This window comes from Diaphorobacter sp. C33, from assembly GCF_030503915.1.
Taxonomy (GTDB): domain Bacteria; phylum Pseudomonadota; class Gammaproteobacteria; order Burkholderiales; family Burkholderiaceae_C; genus Diaphorobacter; species Diaphorobacter nitroreducens.
Genome location: NZ_CP129980.1, coordinates 1,101,553 through 1,122,019, shown reverse-complemented (window position 1 = coordinate 1,122,019; position 20,467 = coordinate 1,101,553). Strand labels below are relative to the sequence as shown.

21 protein-coding genes are annotated in these 20,467 nt (G+C 67.0%); 20 read left to right on the top strand and 1 reads right to left on the bottom strand.

Annotation, left to right across the window (positions count from 1 at the left end; translation table 11 throughout):
- The first annotated feature begins 5 nt into the window (after positions 1 to 5).
- From QY917_RS05395 to QY917_RS05300, 20 genes are all read left to right on the top strand, one after another.
- Complete coding sequence (locus tag QY917_RS05395; RefSeq protein ID WP_302078924.1) at positions 6 to 1,223, top strand: hypothetical protein; 1,218 nt, start codon at positions 6 to 8, stop codon at positions 1,221 to 1,223.
- Positions 1,220 to 1,795 carry a hypothetical protein gene (locus QY917_RS05390; protein ID WP_302078922.1) on the top strand — a complete coding sequence of 192 codons (576 nt, stop codon included), beginning with the start codon at positions 1,220 to 1,222 and terminating at the stop codon, positions 1,793 to 1,795. The genes QY917_RS05395 and QY917_RS05390 overlap by 4 nt, the downstream gene beginning before the upstream one ends.
- Positions 1,796 to 1,817: 22 nt before the next feature.
- Positions 1,818 to 2,645 carry a transglycosylase SLT domain-containing protein gene (locus QY917_RS05385; protein ID WP_302078920.1) on the top strand — a complete coding sequence of 276 codons (828 nt, stop codon included), beginning with the start codon at positions 1,818 to 1,820 and terminating at the stop codon, positions 2,643 to 2,645.
- Complete coding sequence (locus QY917_RS05380; RefSeq protein WP_162844568.1) at positions 2,638 to 3,189, top strand: DUF2859 domain-containing protein; 552 nt, start codon at positions 2,638 to 2,640, stop codon at positions 3,187 to 3,189. Before QY917_RS05385 ends, QY917_RS05380 begins: the two co-directional genes overlap by 8 nt.
- Entirely contained in the window at positions 3,186 to 5,468 is a 2,283-nt protein-coding gene (traD, locus tag QY917_RS05375; RefSeq protein WP_123676690.1) for a type IV conjugative transfer system coupling protein TraD, read from the top strand. The genes QY917_RS05380 and traD overlap by 4 nt, the downstream gene beginning before the upstream one ends.
- Positions 5,465 to 6,250 carry a TIGR03747 family integrating conjugative element membrane protein gene (locus tag QY917_RS05370; RefSeq protein ID WP_123676689.1) on the top strand — a complete coding sequence of 262 codons (786 nt, stop codon included), beginning with the start codon at positions 5,465 to 5,467 and terminating at the stop codon, positions 6,248 to 6,250. The genes traD and QY917_RS05370 overlap by 4 nt, the downstream gene beginning before the upstream one ends.
- Positions 6,251 to 6,282: 32 nt before the next feature.
- Positions 6,283 to 6,639 carry an RAQPRD family integrative conjugative element protein gene (locus QY917_RS05365; protein WP_123676688.1) on the top strand — a complete coding sequence of 119 codons (357 nt, stop codon included), beginning with the start codon at positions 6,283 to 6,285 and terminating at the stop codon, positions 6,637 to 6,639.
- Between the two features lie 19 nt (positions 6,640 to 6,658).
- Positions 6,659 to 6,889: a DUF3262 family protein gene (locus QY917_RS05360; RefSeq protein ID WP_162844567.1), complete on the top strand. Its 231-nt coding sequence runs from the start codon at positions 6,659 to 6,661 to the stop codon at positions 6,887 to 6,889.
- Between the two features lie 98 nt (positions 6,890 to 6,987).
- Positions 6,988 to 7,383, top strand: a complete 396-nt coding sequence (locus QY917_RS05355; protein ID WP_302078914.1) for a DUF2976 domain-containing protein — start codon at positions 6,988 to 6,990, stop codon at positions 7,381 to 7,383.
- A 25-nt stretch (positions 7,384 to 7,408) separates the two neighbouring features.
- A complete protein-coding gene (locus QY917_RS05350) occupies positions 7,409 to 7,855 on the top strand; it encodes a TIGR03750 family conjugal transfer protein (RefSeq protein WP_123676685.1) in 447 nt (148 codons plus the stop codon).
- Positions 7,852 to 8,643: a PFL_4703 family integrating conjugative element protein gene (locus tag QY917_RS05345; protein WP_123676684.1), complete on the top strand. Its 792-nt coding sequence runs from the start codon at positions 7,852 to 7,854 to the stop codon at positions 8,641 to 8,643. Before QY917_RS05350 ends, QY917_RS05345 begins: the two co-directional genes overlap by 4 nt.
- A gap of 26 nt (positions 8,644 to 8,669) precedes the next feature.
- Positions 8,670 to 9,719 carry a TIGR03749 family integrating conjugative element protein gene (locus tag QY917_RS05340; RefSeq protein WP_123676683.1) on the top strand — a complete coding sequence of 350 codons (1,050 nt, stop codon included), beginning with the start codon at positions 8,670 to 8,672 and terminating at the stop codon, positions 9,717 to 9,719.
- A gap of 14 nt (positions 9,720 to 9,733) precedes the next feature.
- Positions 9,734 to 11,233, top strand: a complete 1,500-nt coding sequence (locus QY917_RS05335; protein WP_123676682.1) for a TIGR03752 family integrating conjugative element protein — start codon at positions 9,734 to 9,736, stop codon at positions 11,231 to 11,233.
- Positions 11,220 to 11,747, top strand: coding sequence for a TIGR03751 family conjugal transfer lipoprotein (locus QY917_RS05330; protein WP_302078910.1), 528 nt, complete (start codon positions 11,220 to 11,222; stop codon positions 11,745 to 11,747). The genes QY917_RS05335 and QY917_RS05330 overlap by 14 nt, the downstream gene beginning before the upstream one ends.
- Before the next feature lie 27 nt (positions 11,748 to 11,774).
- Positions 11,775 to 14,780 carry a conjugative transfer ATPase gene (locus QY917_RS05325; protein WP_123676681.1) on the top strand — a complete coding sequence of 1,002 codons (3,006 nt, stop codon included), beginning with the start codon at positions 11,775 to 11,777 and terminating at the stop codon, positions 14,778 to 14,780.
- Positions 14,777 to 15,226 carry a TIGR03757 family integrating conjugative element protein gene (locus QY917_RS05320; RefSeq protein WP_123676680.1) on the top strand — a complete coding sequence of 150 codons (450 nt, stop codon included), beginning with the start codon at positions 14,777 to 14,779 and terminating at the stop codon, positions 15,224 to 15,226. Before QY917_RS05325 ends, QY917_RS05320 begins: the two co-directional genes overlap by 4 nt.
- Positions 15,223 to 16,581 carry a TraU family protein gene (locus QY917_RS05315; protein ID WP_302078907.1) on the top strand — a complete coding sequence of 453 codons (1,359 nt, stop codon included), beginning with the start codon at positions 15,223 to 15,225 and terminating at the stop codon, positions 16,579 to 16,581. Before QY917_RS05320 ends, QY917_RS05315 begins: the two co-directional genes overlap by 4 nt.
- A gap of 15 nt (positions 16,582 to 16,596) precedes the next feature.
- Positions 16,597 to 17,991, top strand: coding sequence for an integrating conjugative element protein (locus QY917_RS05310; protein ID WP_123676679.1), 1,395 nt, complete (start codon positions 16,597 to 16,599; stop codon positions 17,989 to 17,991).
- 14 nt (positions 17,992 to 18,005) lie between these two features.
- Positions 18,006 to 18,461 (top strand): hypothetical protein, encoded by a 456-nt coding sequence (locus QY917_RS05305; RefSeq protein ID WP_148061022.1) that lies wholly within the window; start codon positions 18,006 to 18,008, stop codon positions 18,459 to 18,461.
- A gap of 41 nt (positions 18,462 to 18,502) precedes the next feature.
- On the top strand, positions 18,503 to 20,143 hold the full coding sequence (locus QY917_RS05300; RefSeq protein ID WP_123676677.1) for a conjugal transfer protein TraG N-terminal domain-containing protein: 1,641 nt from the start codon (positions 18,503 to 18,505) through the stop codon (positions 20,141 to 20,143).
- A gap of 2 nt (positions 20,144 to 20,145) precedes the next feature.
- Here QY917_RS05300 and QY917_RS05295 read toward each other — a convergent pair whose 3' ends face one another.
- The gene (locus QY917_RS05295) at positions 20,146 to 20,397 is read right to left on the bottom strand and encodes a hypothetical protein (protein ID WP_148061021.1); all 252 of its coding nucleotides are present in this window, start codon (positions 20,395 to 20,397) and stop codon (positions 20,146 to 20,148) included.
- Positions 20,398 to 20,467 lie beyond the last annotated feature (70 nt).

The window sequence follows — 20,467 nt, the reverse complement described above, 5'->3', positions numbered from 1 at the left end:
AACTCATGCATACCGAACCGAACGACCCGCTCCTGATACAGGAGCAACAGGCCGAGCAAGTACGCCGCCTGCAACGCATCGAGCAACAGCGCAGGCAAGAGCACCAGCAGCTGCTGGAAGATCAGGAGCGCGAGGAACAGCGCCTGCTGGAGCAGCGCCAACGCGCCGAAGAGCCGCGCGTAGATCGCGGGCGCAAGGCTGCTGCCCAGGCGGCCGATGGCGTTAGCGTACCTGAACAGCAGGCACAGGATGAGGAGCAGCAAGAACCTCGCTCCGCCACATCCGGCTGGTTCAAGCGCCGCATCCAGAAAAAGGACGTTGACGGCGACCTGGACGGCGAGGACGGCGAGGACGGCGAGGCTGACGACGATCAAGATCGGCCCGTAGCTCAGGAATCCACCAGCTCGACCGGTGGCACGGGTCTTGGCGTCGGTTTCGTGGTCGTTGCGCTGCTCCTGGCCGCCGGCGCAAGTTTTGTTGGCTACCGCTTCTTGAACGGCCAGGCCGACGACCAACCTGCAGCGGTCGCCAGCGAGGCCAGGACTGCGCCCGCATTGCCGCTGGCAGAACCCCGAGATTCCCGTCCCGCCGCCGTCGTGCAGGCGCCAGGCCATGCCGAGCCCGTGGCGGCGAAGCCGCCCGTTGCCCTGCCGGAACCCGCCGATGCGCCCGATGATCTGGCGCCAGCCGCGACAGCAGCCGCCACGCCGGCCGGGCCTGCACAGTCTCCTGCAGCTGTTGTCACGGCTGATGCAAAGCCGGCAAGTTCCGACACAAGTGTTGGTGCAGCGGCTGTGACGCCCGACACACAAAGGGAGCAGATACAGGCCCTGGAGCAGCGCGTGGCCCACCTGGAGCAGCAGCTGCAAGGCCAGCAAGCAAACCCACGGCCGGCCCCTGCCAACGTCCGGCCCGCCGGGCAGTACCCGCGCGCAGCAACGGCGCAGGCGCCGACCAGGCCCGTGGCCGCAGCACCAAGAGCCACGCCAGCGGCAACACCTGCGGCTCAGGGGCAGTTGCTGGCGATCGATACCTGGGATGGCCGCCCATCGGTCGTCGTGGGCACCGGCATGCCCGGCGACCAGCGCGTGCGCGTGCTGCAGCCCGGCGAGTCCTTCAACGGCATCAGCCTGCAGTCTGTCGATGTGCAGGCGGGCCGTGCCACCTTCATGGCTGCTGGCGGCAAGCCGTTCACGCTGCAACTGCACGAGGCCGCTCAATGAAGCATCCCGCACGCACCCCAACGGCCATGGTTGACCTGGTCTGGGCCGTCGCCCTGGTGCTGGTGGCAGCGCTGATGGGATCGGGCCTGGCGCACGCACAGAGCGTGGCCCGTACCGAGCAGCAACGTACCCAGGAAGCCGGCTCACAGAACAGCTACACGACCCTGAGTGACCGTGATCGACTGCTGGGACAGATCTGGGGCCTGTCCAACGAGGAGATGACGCGTGCCAAGGTGCTACTGGAGGGGCCGCGCAAGAGCTTTTCCGTGGAAAACCTCTCGCCCGTGGAAGCGCTTGGCATCCACGCTCGCACCGACGCCGAGCGGCGCAAGTACGCCGAGATGTTCGCCCGTGCCTTCCACGCGGACGTGGAGCGCTCGCTGGCCTGGAACCAGGCATTCACCGAGGCCATGGGGCGCCTCTACCCCAACGAGCCCATCATCGACTACTCGGGAGGCACGCCGGTGGCCGCGCCCGTGGGCGCCGCCGATGCCCTGGGCGTGCCGCGCAGCCTGGTGATTGATCAGTCGCCATCGGCCCAGCCACGCCCGCGTCCCGCGAGCAAGCGCTGAGCACCACAGCACAGGCACCGCCATGATCGCCCACCCCTGCCCCTCCCAGCCATGCGGCGCAGCGCTGACACAGCGCCGCGGCCTGCTGGTGCGCGCTGCGGCCCTGCTCGCGGGCGCCGTGGCCTGGCCGGCTCAGGCCCGCGTCAGCGACTGGTTGCCTTACCGGCCGGATCAGGTGCGGCGCCTGGAGCCCAGGCTGTCTGGTGGGATGGATCACGCCGCCGTGTCCAGTAGGACGCTGCGCATCGATCCGGTCATTACCGACTTCGAGCCTGCCGGGGCCCGCCCGGCCGTGCATCGCCCAGGCAAGGCCAGTGCCACATCGGCGACTGCATCCGGCCTGCAGCCGCCCGGCGCCTACGTGCGCATCGCACGTCAGTACGGTGTTGATCCCTGGCTGCTCTATGGCGTGGCGCTGCAGGAGTCGCAACTCAAGTTCGGCGCGCGCACCCTGCCCTACCCCTGGACGCTGTGCGTGCGCGGCAAGGGCCTGCGCTATGCCGGCTATGGCGAAACTCTGGCCGCCCTCAAGGGCTATGTGGGCCGGGGCGTGACGAACGTCGATTGCGGCGCCATGCAGGTCAACTGGCGCTGGCATGCCGACAGGCTGGGCAGCTTCGAGCGCGCCCTCGACCCGTACCCGAATCTCAGCGTGGGCGCCCAGATCCTGCGCGGACACTATGACGCGCGTGGCGACTGGCGCGGTGCCATTGCGCTGTATCACACGGGTTCCGACGCCACGGCAGAAGCTCGCCAGCGCGGCGAACGCTATGCCGCGCAGACCCTGGCCAGGCTGGAGCGCCTGGGCGTGCGCCATGCTGCTGCGATCGCGGGAGGGCGCCATGGCTAAGTCCACGCACATCCTCGGCATCCTGGTCGCAGGCCTGGCCGGCATGCTGTGCCTGCCCTGGCCGGTGCTGGCCGGCCCCGGCAATTCAGGCCAGCCGCTGCAGGAAATCAACGCCGGCCCTGCCGTTCCCGTGGCGCCCTATCTGAGCCATCTGCTGGCAGGGCAAGACCAGCCGCTCACGGGCGTGGCGTTCCCCCTGGTGTCGCGGCTCAAGCCTGGCCGCCTCAAGGCCGGTCTCGGCCCGGTGCTCGACAGCCGCTGGCTCACCGAGCCGGTGTTTGTGATCGGCGCTGACGAGGCTTCCATCGCCTGGCTGACACGCCAGGGCGAGGCCCTGCGCCGCCTCGGCGCCAGCGGTGTGGTGTTGGCGGCGCAGGACGCCACGGCTTTCAAGCGCGTGCAGCAGCTTGCCAACGAGCACAGCCTGCCCATTGCGCATGGCCCGGATCGCTGGCTGGAAGAGCGCCTGCTGGCCCGCAACGCCGGCGTCCTGCCCGTGTTGATCCTGCTCGACGGGCATGCAACCCAGGAGCCCACCCCATGAAGAACCACGCCGTCCTGGAGGGCCTGCTGCGCCCGCCCATCGAGCTCTACAGCGCCGGCGTGTCCACGGGCGTGGCCGTGGTCGCCGCGGCGGCGCCCTGGGCCTTGATGATGCCGCCTGTCCTGGGCTGGGGCGCCGCCGCCATTGCCGGTGGCTTTGCCTGGGTGCGCACGCGCCAGGCCCTGGAAGTCATGCACTACCAGCATGGCATGAAGTTCTACAAGGTCACGCGCGTGGCGCCCTCCAAGCTGCCGGTGAGTCAGGAGCTGCTGTACCTGGGCCAGGGCTTTGAGTGGACGCAGCAGCACACGCAGCGCAAGCGCGATGCGATACAGGTGGACGCCAAGCCCTTCGTGCGGCCAGGACGGCTGGAACAGTCTCTGCGCCGTCGCGGCGCCGCATGGCAGGAGGCGGCAGGCCAGCCAGAGGCCCGGCCGATGGTGCGCGCCCTGGGGGCGCTGGCCGGTGTGGACAGCTGGCTGAACCCGTTTCGCGCCTATCCCGACCTGGGCGGCTCTCCCATCCTGCACGGGGTGGGCGCACCGCAGGAGGTGCCGGTGGCCCTGCGCCAGTCGGCGCGCACCGGGCACATGATCGTCATGGGCACGACGCGCGTGGGCAAGACGCGGCTGCTGGAGATGCTGGCGACGCAGGACATACACGCGGGCAAGGTGACCATCGTCATCGACCCCAAGGGCGATGCCGACCTGATGCTGCGCATGTATGCCGAGGCCAAGCGTGCCGGGCGCCTGGATCGCTTCTACCTGTTCCACCTGGGCTACCCGGATATTTCTGCGCGCTACAACGGCATCGGCAATTTCGCGCGCATCACCGAGGTGGCCACGCGGGCCACCAATGCCCTGCCCTCGTCGGGCAACTCGGCCGCGTTCAAGGAGTTTTCCTGGCGCTTTTCCAACATCGTCGCCCAGGCCCAGGTGGCCCTGGGCCGGGTGCCGACCTATGAGTCGCTGCTCAAGGACGTGACCGGCATCGATGGCCTGTTCCTGGACTACGCCACCATGGTGTTCGAGGGTCTTGCGGCCCAGGGGCGCTTTCCCGACTGGCAGGAGCGCGTGACCATGCTGCAGGCCCAGATTGGCGTCAAGGGCGGCATTCCGGTGCCGCGCAGCCTGCAGGACAGGCCGGCCGAGCTGGTGGCCATGTTCCTGTGGATCAAGGAAACCCGGCTCGATGACAAGGTGCTCACCGGCCTGGCCGCGGCCTTCAGCTACGAGCGCAGTTTCTACGAAAAGATCATCGCCAGCCTCGGCCCCTTCCTGGAAAAACTCACCACGGGCGCCGTGGGCAAGCTCATCAGCCCGGACTATTTCGATCCCGAGGACAAGCGCCCGATCTTCGACTGGATGACCGTGATGCGCCAGGGCGGCATCGTCTATGTGGGCCTGGATGCGCTCTCGGACGCCGTGGTGTCCTCGGCCGTGGGCAACTCCATGCTGGCCGACCTGGTGAGCGTGGGCGGCAAGCTCTACAAGAGCGGGCTTGATCCCCATGATCCCGAGGGCAAGCTCAAGCTGCCCGAGGTCTGCTGCCATTTCGATGAGGTCAACGAGATTGCCGGCCCGGAGTTCGTGCCCATGGTGAACAAGCTGGGCGGCTCGGGGTTCAGGATCACGGCCTACACCCAGTCCATGTTCGACATCGAGGCCAGAGTTGGAGACAGGGCCAAGGCCGGCCAGATTCTGGACAACTTCAACCACCTGGTGATGCTGCGCGTGCGCAGCGTGACCACGGCGAATCTGCTGGCCGAGCAGGTGCCACAGGTGGACGTAGTGCATCTGACGCCCATGTCCGGTGTCACCGACACCGCGGCGCAGGGCACCGGCGTGGACTTCACCAGCCGCAACGACGACATCGTCACCAAGACCAAGGTGCCCATGATCGAGGCCGCCGACATTCTGGAGCTGCCCCAGGGCCAGGCCTTTGCGCTGCTGGAGGGCAACCGGCGCTACAAGATCCGCATCCCGCTGGCGGACTCGCGCGGCGACCCCTTCGTGCCCGAATCGCTCAAGAAGGTGGCTTCGGACATGAAGCAGCGCTATCGCACGAGCGAGCAATGGGCCAGGGAAACCGACTGGCTCGGGCAGACCGGCGGCTGGCTGGCCGGCCAACCCCTGGGCGATGCCGGTATCGGCGTGATCGACACCACCCTGGCCGATGCCGATGAGGCCGGCGCCCGGCCCAGGGCCGGCGACGATGGCCCGTCCGGGGCGCTGGGCGATTCTGGCGTGCTCGGCCAGATCATGGAGCGTTCCGCATGACGCCGCGCCCCACCCAAGGCGGTGCTCCGGTGCGTGCCCGCACCCGTGGCCCGGTCGAGCTGACGCTGGAAGTGGCGTTCGGCCTGATCTTCGTGTCGTTGTTTGCCTGGTTCATCGGCGTCATGATCGAACTCGCCGGGCATTACGTGCTGTGGAAGGAAGAAGGTGCACTGGCGCATTCGCAGCGCATCGTGGCGCAGGACATGGGCTACATCGCGGCGGCGCCGCGCAGCCTGCTGATTGACGACACCGAAGGCTTCGCGCACCGGCTCAACGGCTGGGCCGCCTGGCCCTATGAACGCCTGGGGGTGCTGGCCTGGTACAGGCGCACGCATGCGCCGGGCCAGGAGCCGGCACCATCGGCCAGCCAGCGCAAGGCATCGGCGCCACAGCAGCTCGGCCTGGGCCTGCAAAGCGCCACGCGCTCCATCGGCAAGACCGCCAGCTACTGGGCTGTCGTTTCCATGCATGTGGCGCAGGACGTGCTGCTGCGCCTGTCGGTGGCCCTGTTTGCCCTGCCCGCCTTCGCCCTGGCCTGCATCGTCGGCATCGTCGATGGCCTGGTGCGCCGCGACCTGCGCCGCTGGCAGGGCGGGCGCGAAAGCTCCTTTGTCTATCACCACGCCAAGCGCTACACGGCCTGGGCGCTGACGGGCGGCTTTGGCCTGTACCTGACCTGGCCCTTCGGCGGCTTCAACCCGGCCTACATGGTGCTGGTGTTCACCGTGCTCGTGGCCGCCACCCTCTCCACCACGGTGGGGAGTTTCAAGAAATACGTCTGACGCAAGCAGATTTCCAGCAAGGAGAACCCACCATGTCCCAAGCGATTCCTACCAACGCAGGCCAGCCCGGCGCCAGTGCCGCTGCCCGAGTGCGCCGCGCCTGGCTGCTGGCCCTGTTCGTGGCCGCGGGCCTGGCCGCGCAGGGCGCGCAGGCCGGCGACGATGACAGCGAGCGCGAGAACCTGGCGCGCATCGCGCACGAGATTGCTCGCCTGCAGGCACAGGTGTCCGCCGCCGCCCAGGACGCGCCGACAGGCCAGCGCGTGAAGTTCCGCTACGACTGGCTGCAGCGCGACCTGCAGATGCTGCGCGAGGGCGTGGAGCACCACGCCGATGCCGCGCGCCAGCCGCGTCCCGTGCCGCCGCTGCGCGGCGACTACCGCCAGTGATGGCACGCGGAGACAACACATGAACGCCGCCATGCGCAGTGCATTCCAGTCGGGATCGGGCATCGATCCCCTGGTGCTCAAGTCCACGCTGGGCCTGATCGCGGTGGCGCTCATCCTCGTGGTCGCCAGCTGGTTCGTGGTGCAGCTCATCGACGCCTACCGCGACGACAGGCTGACCACGGGCGACATGGTTCTTGGTTCGGTGCGGCTGCTGATCCTGGTCGCGCTGGTTGTGTTCGTCATCGTTTGAGGGAGGACAGCCGCAGCCAACCCAACACCACATCCCAACACCACAGAACCCGACTTCAAGTGCTTTCGCAACCCTCCCACTTCCAAGGAGAACCTCTCGTGAAACAGCTCTCTCTCAAAAATCTCGCTGCCCGCGCCCGGAACAAGTCCGCCCGCCTGATGCTGGCGCCCGCCGTGGCCCTGCTGTGCAGCCCGGCCTTCGCCGCCCTGCCGACCATGCCCACCCCCGGGCAGGCCATCGGCGGCGGCTCCGTCGCCAGCGGCGACTGGCTGGGCGCCATGGGCGCCTGGTTCAAGGCCGGCGTGACCATTCTCGGCCTGGTGCTGGCCGCGCTGGGCTTCATCTACGTGGTCATGGGCGCGCTGGGCAAGTGGCGCGCCTACTCCATGGGCCGTGCGGAAATCGCCGACCTCAAGGAGTATTTCATCATGGCCGCCGTGCTCGGCGTGTTCCTGGTGATCATGGTCACCTACTCGCTGCAGATCCTGACCTGACCGGCCCGCCCCCAGGGATCAAGCCATGAGCACCCGCACCCGCTCCCAGGCCGCAGCCGATGTCGAGGCCGTGCGCCACAAGGCGCCGGTCACCGATCGCGTGAACGTCGAGCCCTCCATCCTCAACGGCATGAACATGCCCGAGGCCCAGGTCATAGGCGCGGTGTCGCTCGTGGTGTTCCTGATCGTCGGTGGCCTGGTCTTCTCGGCCACCCGACTGTGGCAGGTCTGGCTGCTGCTGTCGCTGATCGGGCCGACCCTGGCGCTGTGGTTCGGCTCGCTGTACCTGGCGCGCATCAAGCGCGGCCGGCCCGACGCCTACTACACCCAGGCCATCCACCTGTGGCTTGCCCAGCGCAGTCTCGCCAAGCCCAGGTTCATTACCTACCACGGCTGGTGGTCGCTGGGTCGCTCGCTCGACCTGTCGCTCGCCAGCCCTCTCGAACCACCCCAGGAATCGACCAAGCCATGAGCAGCAAGCAACAACTCGATGCGCTCGCCGCCGAGCGCTCCCACAACGCCACGTTGCGCAAGATGATCCTGCTGGTGGCCCTGCTCGGTGGTGTCGGCATGTACTTCGCGCACTCTCTGCCGAAGTCCATAGACCTGCATGTGGCGACCGACATGAAGGCCGGCGATACCGTGCATTTCCAGGACGGCCAGGCCGTGGTGCCGGACGTGAACGTGTATGGCTTCGCCTACTACATCTGGCAGCAGATCAACCGCTGGCAGGCCGATGGCGCGACGGACTACGGTGCGCAGATCTTCCGGTTCCAGGCCTATGTGACGCCGAGCTGCCGGGCGCAGCTCGAAGCCGACATGGACAGCCGCTACCAGGCCGGCGAGCTGCGCGCCCGCACACGCCAGATGACGGAAATCCCTGGCCTGGGCTACGCCGCCAACCGGGTACTGCCCGATGGCCAGGCCGCCTGGACAGTGCTGCTGGACATGCAGCTGATGGAGGCCTTCCGGGGTCAGCCCGTCAAGGATGCCTTCATCCGCTACCCGATCCGTGTGGTGCGCTATGACGTGGACAGGGAGCGCAATCCCTGGCGCCTGGCGATCGACTGCTATGGCAGCCACAGGCCCGAACGGCTTGATGTACGCGATGTGCAGGACGCCAGCAGCGGCAAGACCGAGGCCAGCCTCCCCTCCATCGTGACACCGCCCGCGCTGCCACGCACCACGGGCGATGCCGTCGATCCCCACGCCACGCCCACGGCCACGCCCCTGCAGCACAGCGCTGCATCGGCGCAGTGATCCCGATCCCGCGAGGAAACACCACCATGACCCGTACTGCTTCAAAGCCCAGGCAAGTCCCGGCCCTGGCATGTGCCGTGCTGCTGTCCTGCGCCACTGGCGCCTGGGCGCAGGAAGTATCTGTTGCCACGTTGCAGAACGTGCCTGCCGACATGATCGAGCCGGCGCCCTCCGCGCAGCCTGGTGCCATCGACCTGGGACAGAGCCTCACGTCCCCTGGCTCGCCAGGCACTGGCGCTGGCGCCGCTACGGGCGCCGCCAGCCGTGCGGCCAGTGCGGCGCGCAGCAGCGACACCAAGGCCATGCGTACCCGCCGCCCCCCGGCGACTGCGGCCAGCGCCCGCGCCGGCATCGAGCGCGCGGTGTTCGAGCGCCAGCCCATCGCGGTGCCGCTGCCCGTGGGACGCGAGCGCCTCATCACGCTGCCGGCGCCGGCGGCGCTGCATGTGCCCAGCGACATGGCCAGGGTGGCGCGTATCGAGATCATCGACCGCACCATCTATGCCACGGCCCTGGTGCCGTTCACGCCTATTCGCATCGTCGCCGAGCTGATCGACACCGGCCAGCAGCTGCCGATGGACATGGTGGCCGACAAGAGCACGTCAGATGCGCAGGCCGAGCTGGAGGTGTTCGTCGTTGATCCCGCGAGCCCGCGCGCAGCGAAGGCCGGCGCCGCGGCCGACGACAGCAGCGATGCGACGCCCGAGCAGGCCGCCGACATGGTGGAGCTGACCCGCCATGCGGCACGCCAGCTGTATGCACCGCGGCGCCTGGCCTGGACGCAGAACGGCGTGCAGCAGGTGGAACTGAACACCGATCCCGTGGATGGTCTGATACCGGGCGCCCGCGTCGAAACCGTGCCGCTTGGCCAGTGGCGCAGCGGGCAGCTGTATGTGACCGCCGTGCGCGTTACCAACCGTTCGGCCCGCCCGCTGGAGATTCCCCTGGAGGGCATTCGCGGGCGCTGGCTTGCGGCGTCGGCCCAGCATGGCCGCATCGGCCCGGGCGGCAGCGACACCGACACCACTGCGCTGTACCTGGTGTGCGACCGCAGCTTTGCGGCCTGCCTGCGCTGACAAGGAGGCCCGTCATGGCAACCACCAGCAACAAGCTCATCCCCATCGTCGCCGCCGTCGGCATGACCATCGTCGGCGTGGTGCTCTACAAGCAGTTTGCAGGGGACGGCAGCGTCAAGGCCGGCGCCGAAATGACCGCCGTGCCCACGCCGCAACTGCCCAAGACCGATGGCGCGGACAACGATACGCCCACCGAAACCCTGCGCACGGTGACCACCAGCAACGCCGAGCTGCGCTCGGAAGTGGCCAAGGTCATCAAGATCAACAACGACCTGATCGAAGAAAACAGGAAGCTGCGCGAACGCGAGCGCGGCGGTGCCGCCGGGGCCGCGGCCCAGGCCGCCGTCCCGGCGCCGCCCGCGCCGGCCCCGGCGCCAGCGCCTGAACGCTCGCCGCTGGATAACGCGCTGGACACGGCGGCACAGGCCGCCGACAGCTTCACGCTCGGCCTGCCCAGCCTGGATGCAGCCAAGGGCAAGGCCCAGAACCCGCAAACGGGTGCTGGCGCTGCAGGCACCGCTGGCATGGCCGATGAGGCTACGGCCGAGGCCGCGGGTGCCGTGCGCTACAGCGTGTTGCCGCCCATGGGCTATGCGGTGCAGACCGAGCCGGCACGCGGCCAGAACGCGCCGCCCATGACGCGCTATGTGCGCACCATGCACACCGAAGGCCCTGGCACCACAACGGCGCCGGCCGATGGCCCGGCGTCCCAGGCCGCGCGTGCCGCCCAGGACAGGCGCGAGCCGGTGCCGTATTTCACGCTGCCGGAAAACGCCACGCTGGCCGGTGCCACGGCCATGACGGCGCTGATCGGCCGCGTGCCCATCGATGGACGGGTGACCGACCCGATGCAGTTCAAGGCCGTGATCGGCCGCGACAACCTGGCCGCCAATGGTTTCGAGCTGCCGGGGGATGTGTCCGGGATGATCGTGACAGGGGTCGCCATTGGCGACATGGCGCTCTCATGCAGCGAAGGCCGGGTGCGCTCGGTGACTTTCGTTTTCAACGACGGCTCCATCCAGACTGTTTCCGCGCGTGGTGCGGGCTCGCGTAGCATCAACACCGGAGCCGGCGCCAGCAGCAATAGTGATCTGGGCTTCATCAGCGACTTGCACGGCAATCCCTGCATCACGGGCAAGTTCGTCACCAACGCGCCCGCCTATCTGACCGACCTGATCGGTCTGGGCGCGCTGGGCGTTGCCGGCCAGGCCTATTCCGAGGCGCAGCGCACCACCTACAGCGGCATGCAGGGCAGCAGCAGCACGATTACCGGCAGTGCCGGCAGCTACGCCCTGGGCCAGGCCGTGGCCGGCGGCACGAATGAAGTCTCCAAATGGCTGCTGCAGCGCCTGAAGAACAGTTTCGACGCCGTGATCACGCCCTCGGGCCACCAGCTCGTGGTGCATCTGGACAGGGAGATCCAGATCGACAAGGCGCCCAACGCACGCAAGCTCATCCATCGCAAGCAGGGCGGCCTGCAGCTCGCCAGAGGAGAACACCATGGTCTTGAATGATGTGAGGCGCCTGGGCGCCACCCTGCCCTGCGCGCTGATGGCGCTGCTGCTGGCCGGCTGCTCGGTCACCGGCTCGCGCGAATCGCCGATCAACGAGGTCACGCGCGGCTCGCCCACGGTCGTGGACATCTATCGCGGCCAGACCGAAGGCGGCACACAGGGAGACGGCGCCAGGCGCGAGGCCGCACCACAGGAGCGGCTGCGCTCGCAGTCCCAGGCGCGCCCGATCGCGGCCGGCGACGGCAATACCCAGCGCTACTGGTCGGCTCTGGAGCCGCTGCAACAGCGCTTTGCGCGCGTGCCCAACCCCGACCTGGTGATGGTGGTCTATCCCCACCTGGCCAAGGGCAAGTACCCGGTGCCCGGATATGTGACGGTGTTCCCGATGTACGAGCAGACCCAGTATGCGCTTCCCGGCGAGGTGGCCGAGGACTTGATCGCCGCCCGTGCCCTGTACCAGGGTTCCGAGACTGCGGCCAAGAACACCAGCGCCAAGCCGCCGCGCCAGCCCTGAACCGGGCCCACAGACAGGGAGACTTGCATGGAACTGATACAGAAACTCGGCCTTGGACTGTTCGGCCTGGGTGCGCGGCGCGCATCCACCGGCAGCGGTGCGCAGGGCGATGCCAGGACGCGCGGCCGTCAGACCCGGCAGGAGCGCGACAGCGGCGACAGCCAGCAGCGCAGCGGCAAGCCGGGGCGTGGCGAAACCGTGGGGCAACGCCGCCGCATGGCGATGCGCCCGCCATCGTTCACGGACATGCTGCCCTATGTGTCCTATGACGGCGACGAGCAGGTTTTTGTGCTCAAGGATGGTTCCACCCTGGGCGTATTCTTCGAGCTGACCGCCGTGCCCACGGAGGCGCAGGCACTGGACTTCCTGGTCGATCATGCCAACAAGGTGCAGGAAGCGCTGCAGGCTCTGCCCGAGTCCGATGCCTCGCCCTGGATCGTGCAGTTCTTCCTCAACGATGACCGCAACATCGATGGCCTCAATGGCGCGCTGCGCGACTACATCGCGGAGCAGCACGGCCGCTACCCGGAGCGGGCCAGCAACGTCCTGCAGTCCCCGTTCACGCGCTCGGTGCTGTCCGAGGTGGCCGAACATATCGACCTGGCATCGCGCCCGCAGGGCCTGTTCACCGACACCCAGGTGACCGGCCAGGTCTGGCGCGGCCAGCAGCGGCGCGTGCGCTGCTGTCTCTACAAGCGCTTTGCCTCGCTGGCCGAAGACCCCTCGCCTGCCACTACGCAGATCGAGGCCGTCGCCGTGACCTTGACCGCCACGCTCAGCGAGGCCGGGGTGAAAGCACGCCGTTGCAACGGGCGCGACCTCTATGAATGGCTGCTGCCCTTCTTCAACCGCGATGTGCCCTGGGCGCAGAGCGATGCGGGCCTGATGCGCCTGGCGCCCTACCCCGGCGACGATCCCCAGCAGGCCGGGCAGACCGGCAGCATGGCCGGCGCCGCTGCGGCCCCCATCTTTGGCTGGGACATGGCCGAGCTGCTCACCCTGTCGGAGCCCTGTTCGGACGTGGAGGATGGCCTGTTCGAGTTCGATGGCGTGCCGGTGAAGGCGCTGGTACTGCAGTCCATGCGCTCATCGCCGCAGATCGGGCATTTCTCCGCGGAGCTGCAAAGCGGCAACGAGGCCTTCGCACGCTTTGACCGCCTGCCGGCCGGCTCCATGCTGTCGATCTCGATCACGGTGGAGCCGCAATACAAGCTGGAGCGCCATATCGAGCGCATCCGGGATTCCTCGCGTGCGCGCAATGCCCTGGCCATGGAGACACACCGCGAATGCGAGCTGGTGTTGCACCGCATGGTCGAGGGCGACAAGCTGTTTCCGATGATGGTCACGCTGTACGTGACCGGGCCGAACCGCGAAGCCCTGGAGACGGCGGTATCCCAGACGAATGCCCTGCTGGTGCCCACCGGCCTGCGCTTCATCCATCCGCGCCAGGATCTGGTGCCGCTGGACGGCTTCATGCGCGGCCTGCCGTTCAACTTTGATCCCGCCTTCGACAACCGCGCCCTGCGCCGCTCGCGCCTGACCTTCGCCTCGCAGATCGCGGCGCTGCTGCCGGTCTATGGGCGGGCGCGCGGCACCAACCATCCGGGCTTCTGGTTCTGGAATCGGGGCGGCGAGCCGATCTGGATCGACCCGCTGAACAAGCATGACCGCAAGAAGAACGCCCATATGCTGGTGCTCGGGCCTACCGGGGCCGGCAAATCGGCCACGCTGAATTACCTGGCGATGATGATGATGGCCATCCACCGGCCGCGTCTGGTGATCGTCGATGCCGGGCGCTCTTTCGGCCTGCTGCTGGACTATTTCCGCACCATGGGCCTGTCCACCCATTCGGTGACGCTGAGCAGCGAGGCCGACGTGTCGCTGCCGCCCTTCGTGCATGCCAACCGGCTGCTCGATGACGCGGACATCATGACCTCCTTCGATGCGGCCGAGCGCCAGGCGCGCATCAACGCCGGCCTGCCCGACGCACCGGTCATGGACGCGCTGCTGGGCGACAGCGACGCGGCGCAGCCCGGAGCGGCAATGAATCCAGACACGGAGCAATCCGAGGGCGAGGACGACCAGGCCGCCACGGACAAGCGCGACCTGCTCGGTGAGATGCTGATAGCCGCCATCATGATGATCACGGGTGGCGAGAGCAGCGAGACGGCGCGCATGGGCCGCGCCGACCGCTATCTGATCTCGCGCGCCATCATCCGTGCGGCCTCGCGCGCCCGCGAGGAAGGCCGGCCGCACCCGCTCGCGCATGACGTGGCCATCGAGCTCATGGGCATGCACAAGGACGCCACGCTGTCCGGGCCGCGCCAGATCCGTGCCGAGGAAATGGGCCAGTCCATGATGAGCTTCACCCAGGGCCTGCGCGGCAAGCTGTTCAACCGCGAGGGCCAGGACTGGCCGGACGCCGACGTGACCTTGGTGGAAATGGGCACGCTGACCCAGGACGGCTATGGCGACGCCCTGGCCGTGGCCTACACCAGCCTGCTCGATTCGGTGCAGTCGCGTGGTGAGCGCTTCGTGGCCGAGGACAGGCCCATCATCTTCCTCACCGACGAGGGCCACCTGATCACGACCAACGACCTGCTCGGCCCGAAGATTGCCAAGGGCACGAAGATGTGGCGCAAGCTGAACATCTGGTTCTGGCTGGCGACGCAGAACCTGAAGGACTTCCCCGGCAGCATGGATCGCGTGCTGTCCATGTGCGAATACTGGATGCTACTGACCATGGACAAGTCGGAGATCGAGGAGGTCACGCGCTTCCGAACTCTGACGCCCGAGCAGCGCAAGCTGATGGAATCGGCGCGCAAGGAGCCGCCCAAGTACACCGAAGGGGTGATGATTTCCGCGACCGGCCAGTTCCTGTTCAGGAACGTGCCCCCGGCCCTGCCGATTGCCCTGGCTATGACCGAGGGCCACGAAAAAGCCCAGCGCAAGCGTCTCATGGAGCAGCATGGCTGCACCGAGATGCAGGCCGCCATGATGGTGGCGCGTGAACTGGCGAGGACACGCTCATGACCCGCCACCACCGGCTCGCATGCACGCTCGCCGCCCTGCTGCTGGCCGGCGCCGCCCACGCCCAGGGCGGCGCGGCTGCGGTCATGACGGTGGAGGTGTTCGCCAACTCGGCGATGCTGGTGACGCCCGAGCCCTCGCCCGCCCTGCCCTACCAGCTCAAGGTGTACCGGCTCGATGCCATGCGCAACATCGAGGCCGCCATCAACCAGAACCTGCCCCAGACCGAGGCCGAGGCGCAGCAGTGGATAGCCGCCAACGAGGCGCGCATCCGCCGCCAGGTGCAGCCGCAGGTGGAATCGGCCGCCCAGGGCCTCACCCTGGCCGCCAACTACCGGCTCAGCCGCATTCCGGCCATCGTCATCAACCGCAAGACCGTGGTCTATGGCATCACGGACGTGCAGCAGGCCCTGGAGCTGGCGCGCCGCCAGCCGGGAGGCAAGCCATGATGATCTGCACGGCATTGCAGCAGCTGGCCCGTCGCTGCCTGCTGGCCCCATTGGTGTTGGCCCTGGCCTGTTCCATGGCCTTGCCTGCACGGGCAGACACCATCACCACGCCGATGATCCTCACCAAGACCATCGCCGCCATGCCCAGCTGCCTCAGTTACCAGGTCAAGGGCATTTGCTTCTTCCTGTACTGCACCCTCAAGGGCTGCACGATTCGCACGTCGATACGCATCAGCCACTATGTGCCCGATGCGATTGTCAGCAGCTACCACGAGCCGCTGACCCACCCCTGGCTGGACATCGGCAAGCCACTGGCGGCGACCATGAGTGCCGTGGGCTCGGCGATGATGGGCATGCCGGTCGATTCTTCCTCCAGCTCGGCGCGCGAGCACCGGGAAATGGCCACGTTCAAGAGCGTGGACGCCATCGGCAACCCTGCAGGCATGATCCTGGCCACGCTCGCCAGCGGCACCCTGCCCAGCCTGCCAGGTGCCTTTGGCGTGCCGGGAGTCAGCGAGCTGATGAAATTCCCCTATCAGGAGCTGCCCAACATCCAGCAGCAATGGCTGTCCGTGCCGGGGACGCTCACCAACAACGTCCTGGCCGGCGCCGCCAGCCTGGCCAAGGCGCCTTCCGACATTCTGGGCAAGATTGCCGCCGTTCCCGGCTATCTCGGCAAGCTGCAGTCGGCCATCGGCAATGTCGGCAGCCTCATGAACGCGGGCATGAAGCTGGGCGATCTGGGCATCACGGTTTCCAAGTTGACGGGGGTGGATCTGGGGCCGCTGCAGACCGTCATGCAGATAGCCCAGGGCGCCAGCGGTGGCGGCTACCCGCTCGGCTCGCTGTTCTGCCCCGGCTCGGCATCGGCCTTCACGCTGCATTTCCAGTCGGATCTGGATTCGCTGTTCTGGCGCGAGCTGATTCCCGTGGAAATGCTGTACCCGGCGAGCTGGATTCCCACGATGCAGGAGGTCAGCAAGTCGCCCGCGCTCAGCACCTGGGGCGGGCGCTATCCGCGCACCGGCAAGCTGGTGCAGTCGCACCCGGTCAAGGCCTCGGCGGTGTATGCCGAACGGGTGGCATCCATCATCACCCGAAGCGCGCAGCCGCATATCTACACGCCGCTGTCGCCTGGCGGTGGTTTCAAGTATTTCTCGCAGTTCAGTGGCAGGCGCTGGCAGATGCTGTCGCCCTCCAGCACCTCCTGCATCGAGTTCGGTGACAACGACTCGTTGTCACTGGCCTCATTCGGCGACTTCAAGACCAGTTCCACGGACGGCTATGTCTGGAACCTCTGGCACAACTACGACTGCTGCCAGCGCCGTGGCATCTATCTTTTTACGGTTCCCTGACCACGGAGTAAGGCAATGCCTGCTTTGTCACACACCCATCTCTCAGCCCTGCGCCTGCTGTCGGCGGCCGTCATGGGCGCCCTGCTGTGCCATGCTCCGGCCCAGGCCCAGCCGGTGAACAATTCATCGCTCTACTACCGCATGGGTGGCGGCTCGCCGGGTGGCGCTGCGGCCTACCGCGGGCAGCTGGCGAACACCCTGGGCATACAGGGCAATCTGCGCCTGAACTACTCCTGCGGGAAGTTCGACATCGGCCTGTCCTGGTCGAACCTGATGAACGGCTTCAGCAGCCTGGGCACGCAGGTCAGCAACGCGGTGAAGGCCGGCATTGCCTCGCTGCCGCTGTATGTGCTGCAACGTGCCCAACCGGGCCTGTACCAGCTGTTCCAGAACTACTCGCTCAAGGCCGACACCATGATCGGTGCCGCGCTCAAGACCTGCGAAGAGATGGAGGCCGTCATCCGCCAGGGGCAGAATCCCTATGAGGACTGGGTGAAGATAGCCCAGGGCGACCTGTGGAAGATCAAGGCCACGGCCGGAGGTGACGTGGTGCAGGCCAAGCTCGACCTGACCAAGAACAACGAGGCCCATATCCGCGGCATACCCTGGTTCGGCGGGCTTGCCGGCGGCGCCTCTTCCAAGCCCATCTCTCCCATCCATGACATCTCGATTGCGGGCTACAACGTCACGCTGAACAAGCCGGCCACGGCATCGCCTACCACCAACTATTCCGCAAGTGCCCTGGAAAAGGATGCGCGCCTGGTACGGGCCTTCCCAACGCCCAACGACCTGGCCAAGTTCACCACCGAGGTGCTGGGCGACAAGCGCATCTACACCTGCACGGAAGGGACACCCGGCTGTCCCACTCCGACCACCGTGACCACGGCCGCTGGCCTGGGCCCCAAGTACGAGGACGAGTTCAACCTGGTGGCGCCGAAGCTGAACGTCCTCGCCAGTTCGGGCACGGGCGCGGGCACGCCCGCCACCTATGCCGAGTTGCAGAACATCGCCGCGCCCGGCATGGCCGTGAGCCCGCAACTGCTCGATGCGCTGCGCCGCCTGCCGTTGGAGACGCGCAGCATCGCCGTGAATCGCCTGTCCCAGGAGCTGGCCATGCACCGCGTGATCGACAAGGCCCTCGTGGCCCGTGCGGCGCTGCTGACCGGCATCAGCCTGCCCGAGGTCACGGCCGCGGGCGATGCCATGCGCGACACCCAGGACACCATCAACCGCCTGACGCGCTACATCGACGATCTGATGTACGAGTCCCGAGTCCGCAAGGAGCTGACCGCCGAGACGGCGCTGGCCATCATGGGCGGCCAGCTGCAGGCCGACACCCAGGCCATGCGTGTACCGGACGGCCGCAGGCCCGATCCGGCACCGCTGGACAACGGCCGCGTCAAGCCATGAGCCTGGAGCGGAACATGACGCAGCACACACCACCTCCCGAGTCGCCCAAGAGCGAGCGGACACCGCTCCGGGCCGACAGCACGAAGTCTCGCGCACAGCAGGCGCGCGGCATCGGACGGCTGGTGCTGCGCCTGGCGCTGCTCGTTCTGATCTGTGTGCTGGTCGCGGCCTTGCTGGCCTCGCTGGCCGCACGCTCCCAGGTCAGCCAGCAGACCCTGCAGGACTGGCTGCAGCTGGCGGCCAGCATAAAGCGCTGGGGCCTGTTCGTGCAATGCCTGGCGCTGGCGGCCATCGGCATCTGGTGGCAGCGCATCGTGGCCTGGGGCCATGCCCGCAACATCGTCAAGAGCCACGAGCTGGCCCGCGTGCTGCGGCTGCGCCCGGCCGTGCTGGCGCTGGGCGTGGCCTACCTGCTGCTGGTGCCCATAGGGCCGACGACCCTGTGGCGCTACCTGGGCTTGGGAGGGTGAGGCCGGCAGGCATCGCCCGTGAATGAAGAAAGGCAACCATCATGCAGCTCGACAGCTACCTGGAAATCTTCACCACCATGTACGGCTGGGCCTTCGCCAACATCATTGGCGAAGTCATCACCGGCACTGGCCTGGTGATCATCCCGTTTGCCATCATCATCTTCCAGAGCTGGCGCGAGGCCAAGGAGCAGGGTCTGGAGAGTTCGGGCGTGCTGGCCCTGCTGGAGCGCGCAATGACGCGCCTGATCCTGGCGCTGTTCGTGATGTCGGTATGTTTTGCGACCACGCCCATCACCTCGCTGCACCACACCAACCTGGCCTATATGCCGCCGGCCACGCCGCTGGCGCCCAGCCCGGTGCAGGGCTCGCGCGACGGTGGCACGGGCTCGGGCTTCGACAGCGCCATGCATGACAGTGTCGATGGTTCGATGAGCGGAACCGGCAATCTGTCCTATGTGCCCGCCTGGTGGTATTCGGTGATGGCCATCAGCTCGGGCGTGAACAACGCCGTGCGCAACGGCCTGAACAATTCCGGCAATTCGATCCGCATGGTCGAAGACCTGGCGCGCACCGCCACCATTGAAGACCCGAAGGTGCTCAACTCCGTTCAGCGCTTCTACAGCGAGTGCTTCATTCCGGCGCGCAGCCGCTACCTGACACTGACCGCGGGGGATATTTCCCCCACGGGCCAGACCATCCTTGACCCCACCAACAAGCCCTATGGCCCGACCGACGTGGACTGGATGGGAAGCCAGCTGTTTCGCACCGAGCCGGGGTTCTATGCCCATATGCGCAGCTACAACCCGGTGCCTGGGTTCGCGGTGGATTTCACGCGGGACACGGACTACTACAACCCCAGCAGCGGCCTGCCGCCGCCCAATCCCGGCGTGATCAATCCCGCCTGGGGGCGCCCCACCTGCAAGGAGTGGTGGGAGGATTCCACGCAGGGCGTGCGCGAGCAGATGATTTCTCACTCATCAACGTGGCAGCAGCTGCTGAACGTCGGTGCCAGCGCCATGACCTGGGGCAGCAATGACCAGCGTAAGGACTCCTTTGCCAGGCTGGCACAGGCCAAGGCCAATCCCAGCTTTGTCGATCAGGATCGGATTTCCGGGTCGGACTATGACGTGGCGACCAGCATTGGGCGCATCGCCGGGGGCGCCCTGAGCACCATTGGTGTTGGCTCGGCCGCAGCGGTTGCGGGTGTGGCCTTCACGCCCCTCATCACGGCGTTGCCGATGATGCAGGCGCTGGTGCTCATGGGCATCTATATGTTCCTGCCGCTGGTGGTGTTCCTGAGCGGCTTCGACCTGAAAGCGATGTTTTACGGGGCCGTGGCGATCTTTACCGTCAAGCTCTGGGCCGCAATGTGGTTCATCGCGCAGTGGGTAGATGCACGCTTGATCGACTCCATGTACCCAGGCGGCCAAGGGAACATCCTGCTTCAGGAGTTGACGCACCTGGCCAGTGGCTCAACTCCCCAGGGCTACAAACGGATGATTCTGAATATCCTGTTGTTGACCTTGTTCATTGGGTTGCCGTTGATATGGACGGCAATGATGGGGTGGATCGGTTTGCACGTTGGTGGACAGTTGACCGACATAGCACGGCAGACCGAGGGCCACGCTAAAAACAGCGCAAGTGCGTCCACTTCGATTGCAACGAAGGGCAAGGTCAGATGACTTCAGTCTCCATAAACCTCTTCATAGTAAGCCATCTCAGCAGCTCCGATCTTTCCTTCGTTCAGTGCATCAACAGCTTCAAGACGAGAACTAATTATTGGATTTCGTTCTTCTTGCTCGGCATACGCGCTCGCTCCCGCACGTACCACCTGCCACAACGCAGCGCCCATCACCGGCCCCAGGATCATGAGCACGCGCCACACCAGCCTGCCGCCTTGCAGGCCCAGCCGCTTGAGGTAGTCAACATGGTTCATTTCTCTCTCCTGTGGTTCGTTCCCCTGCATCCCATGATGAATGGGACAACTCCTGTCCGTCAATTGCCAT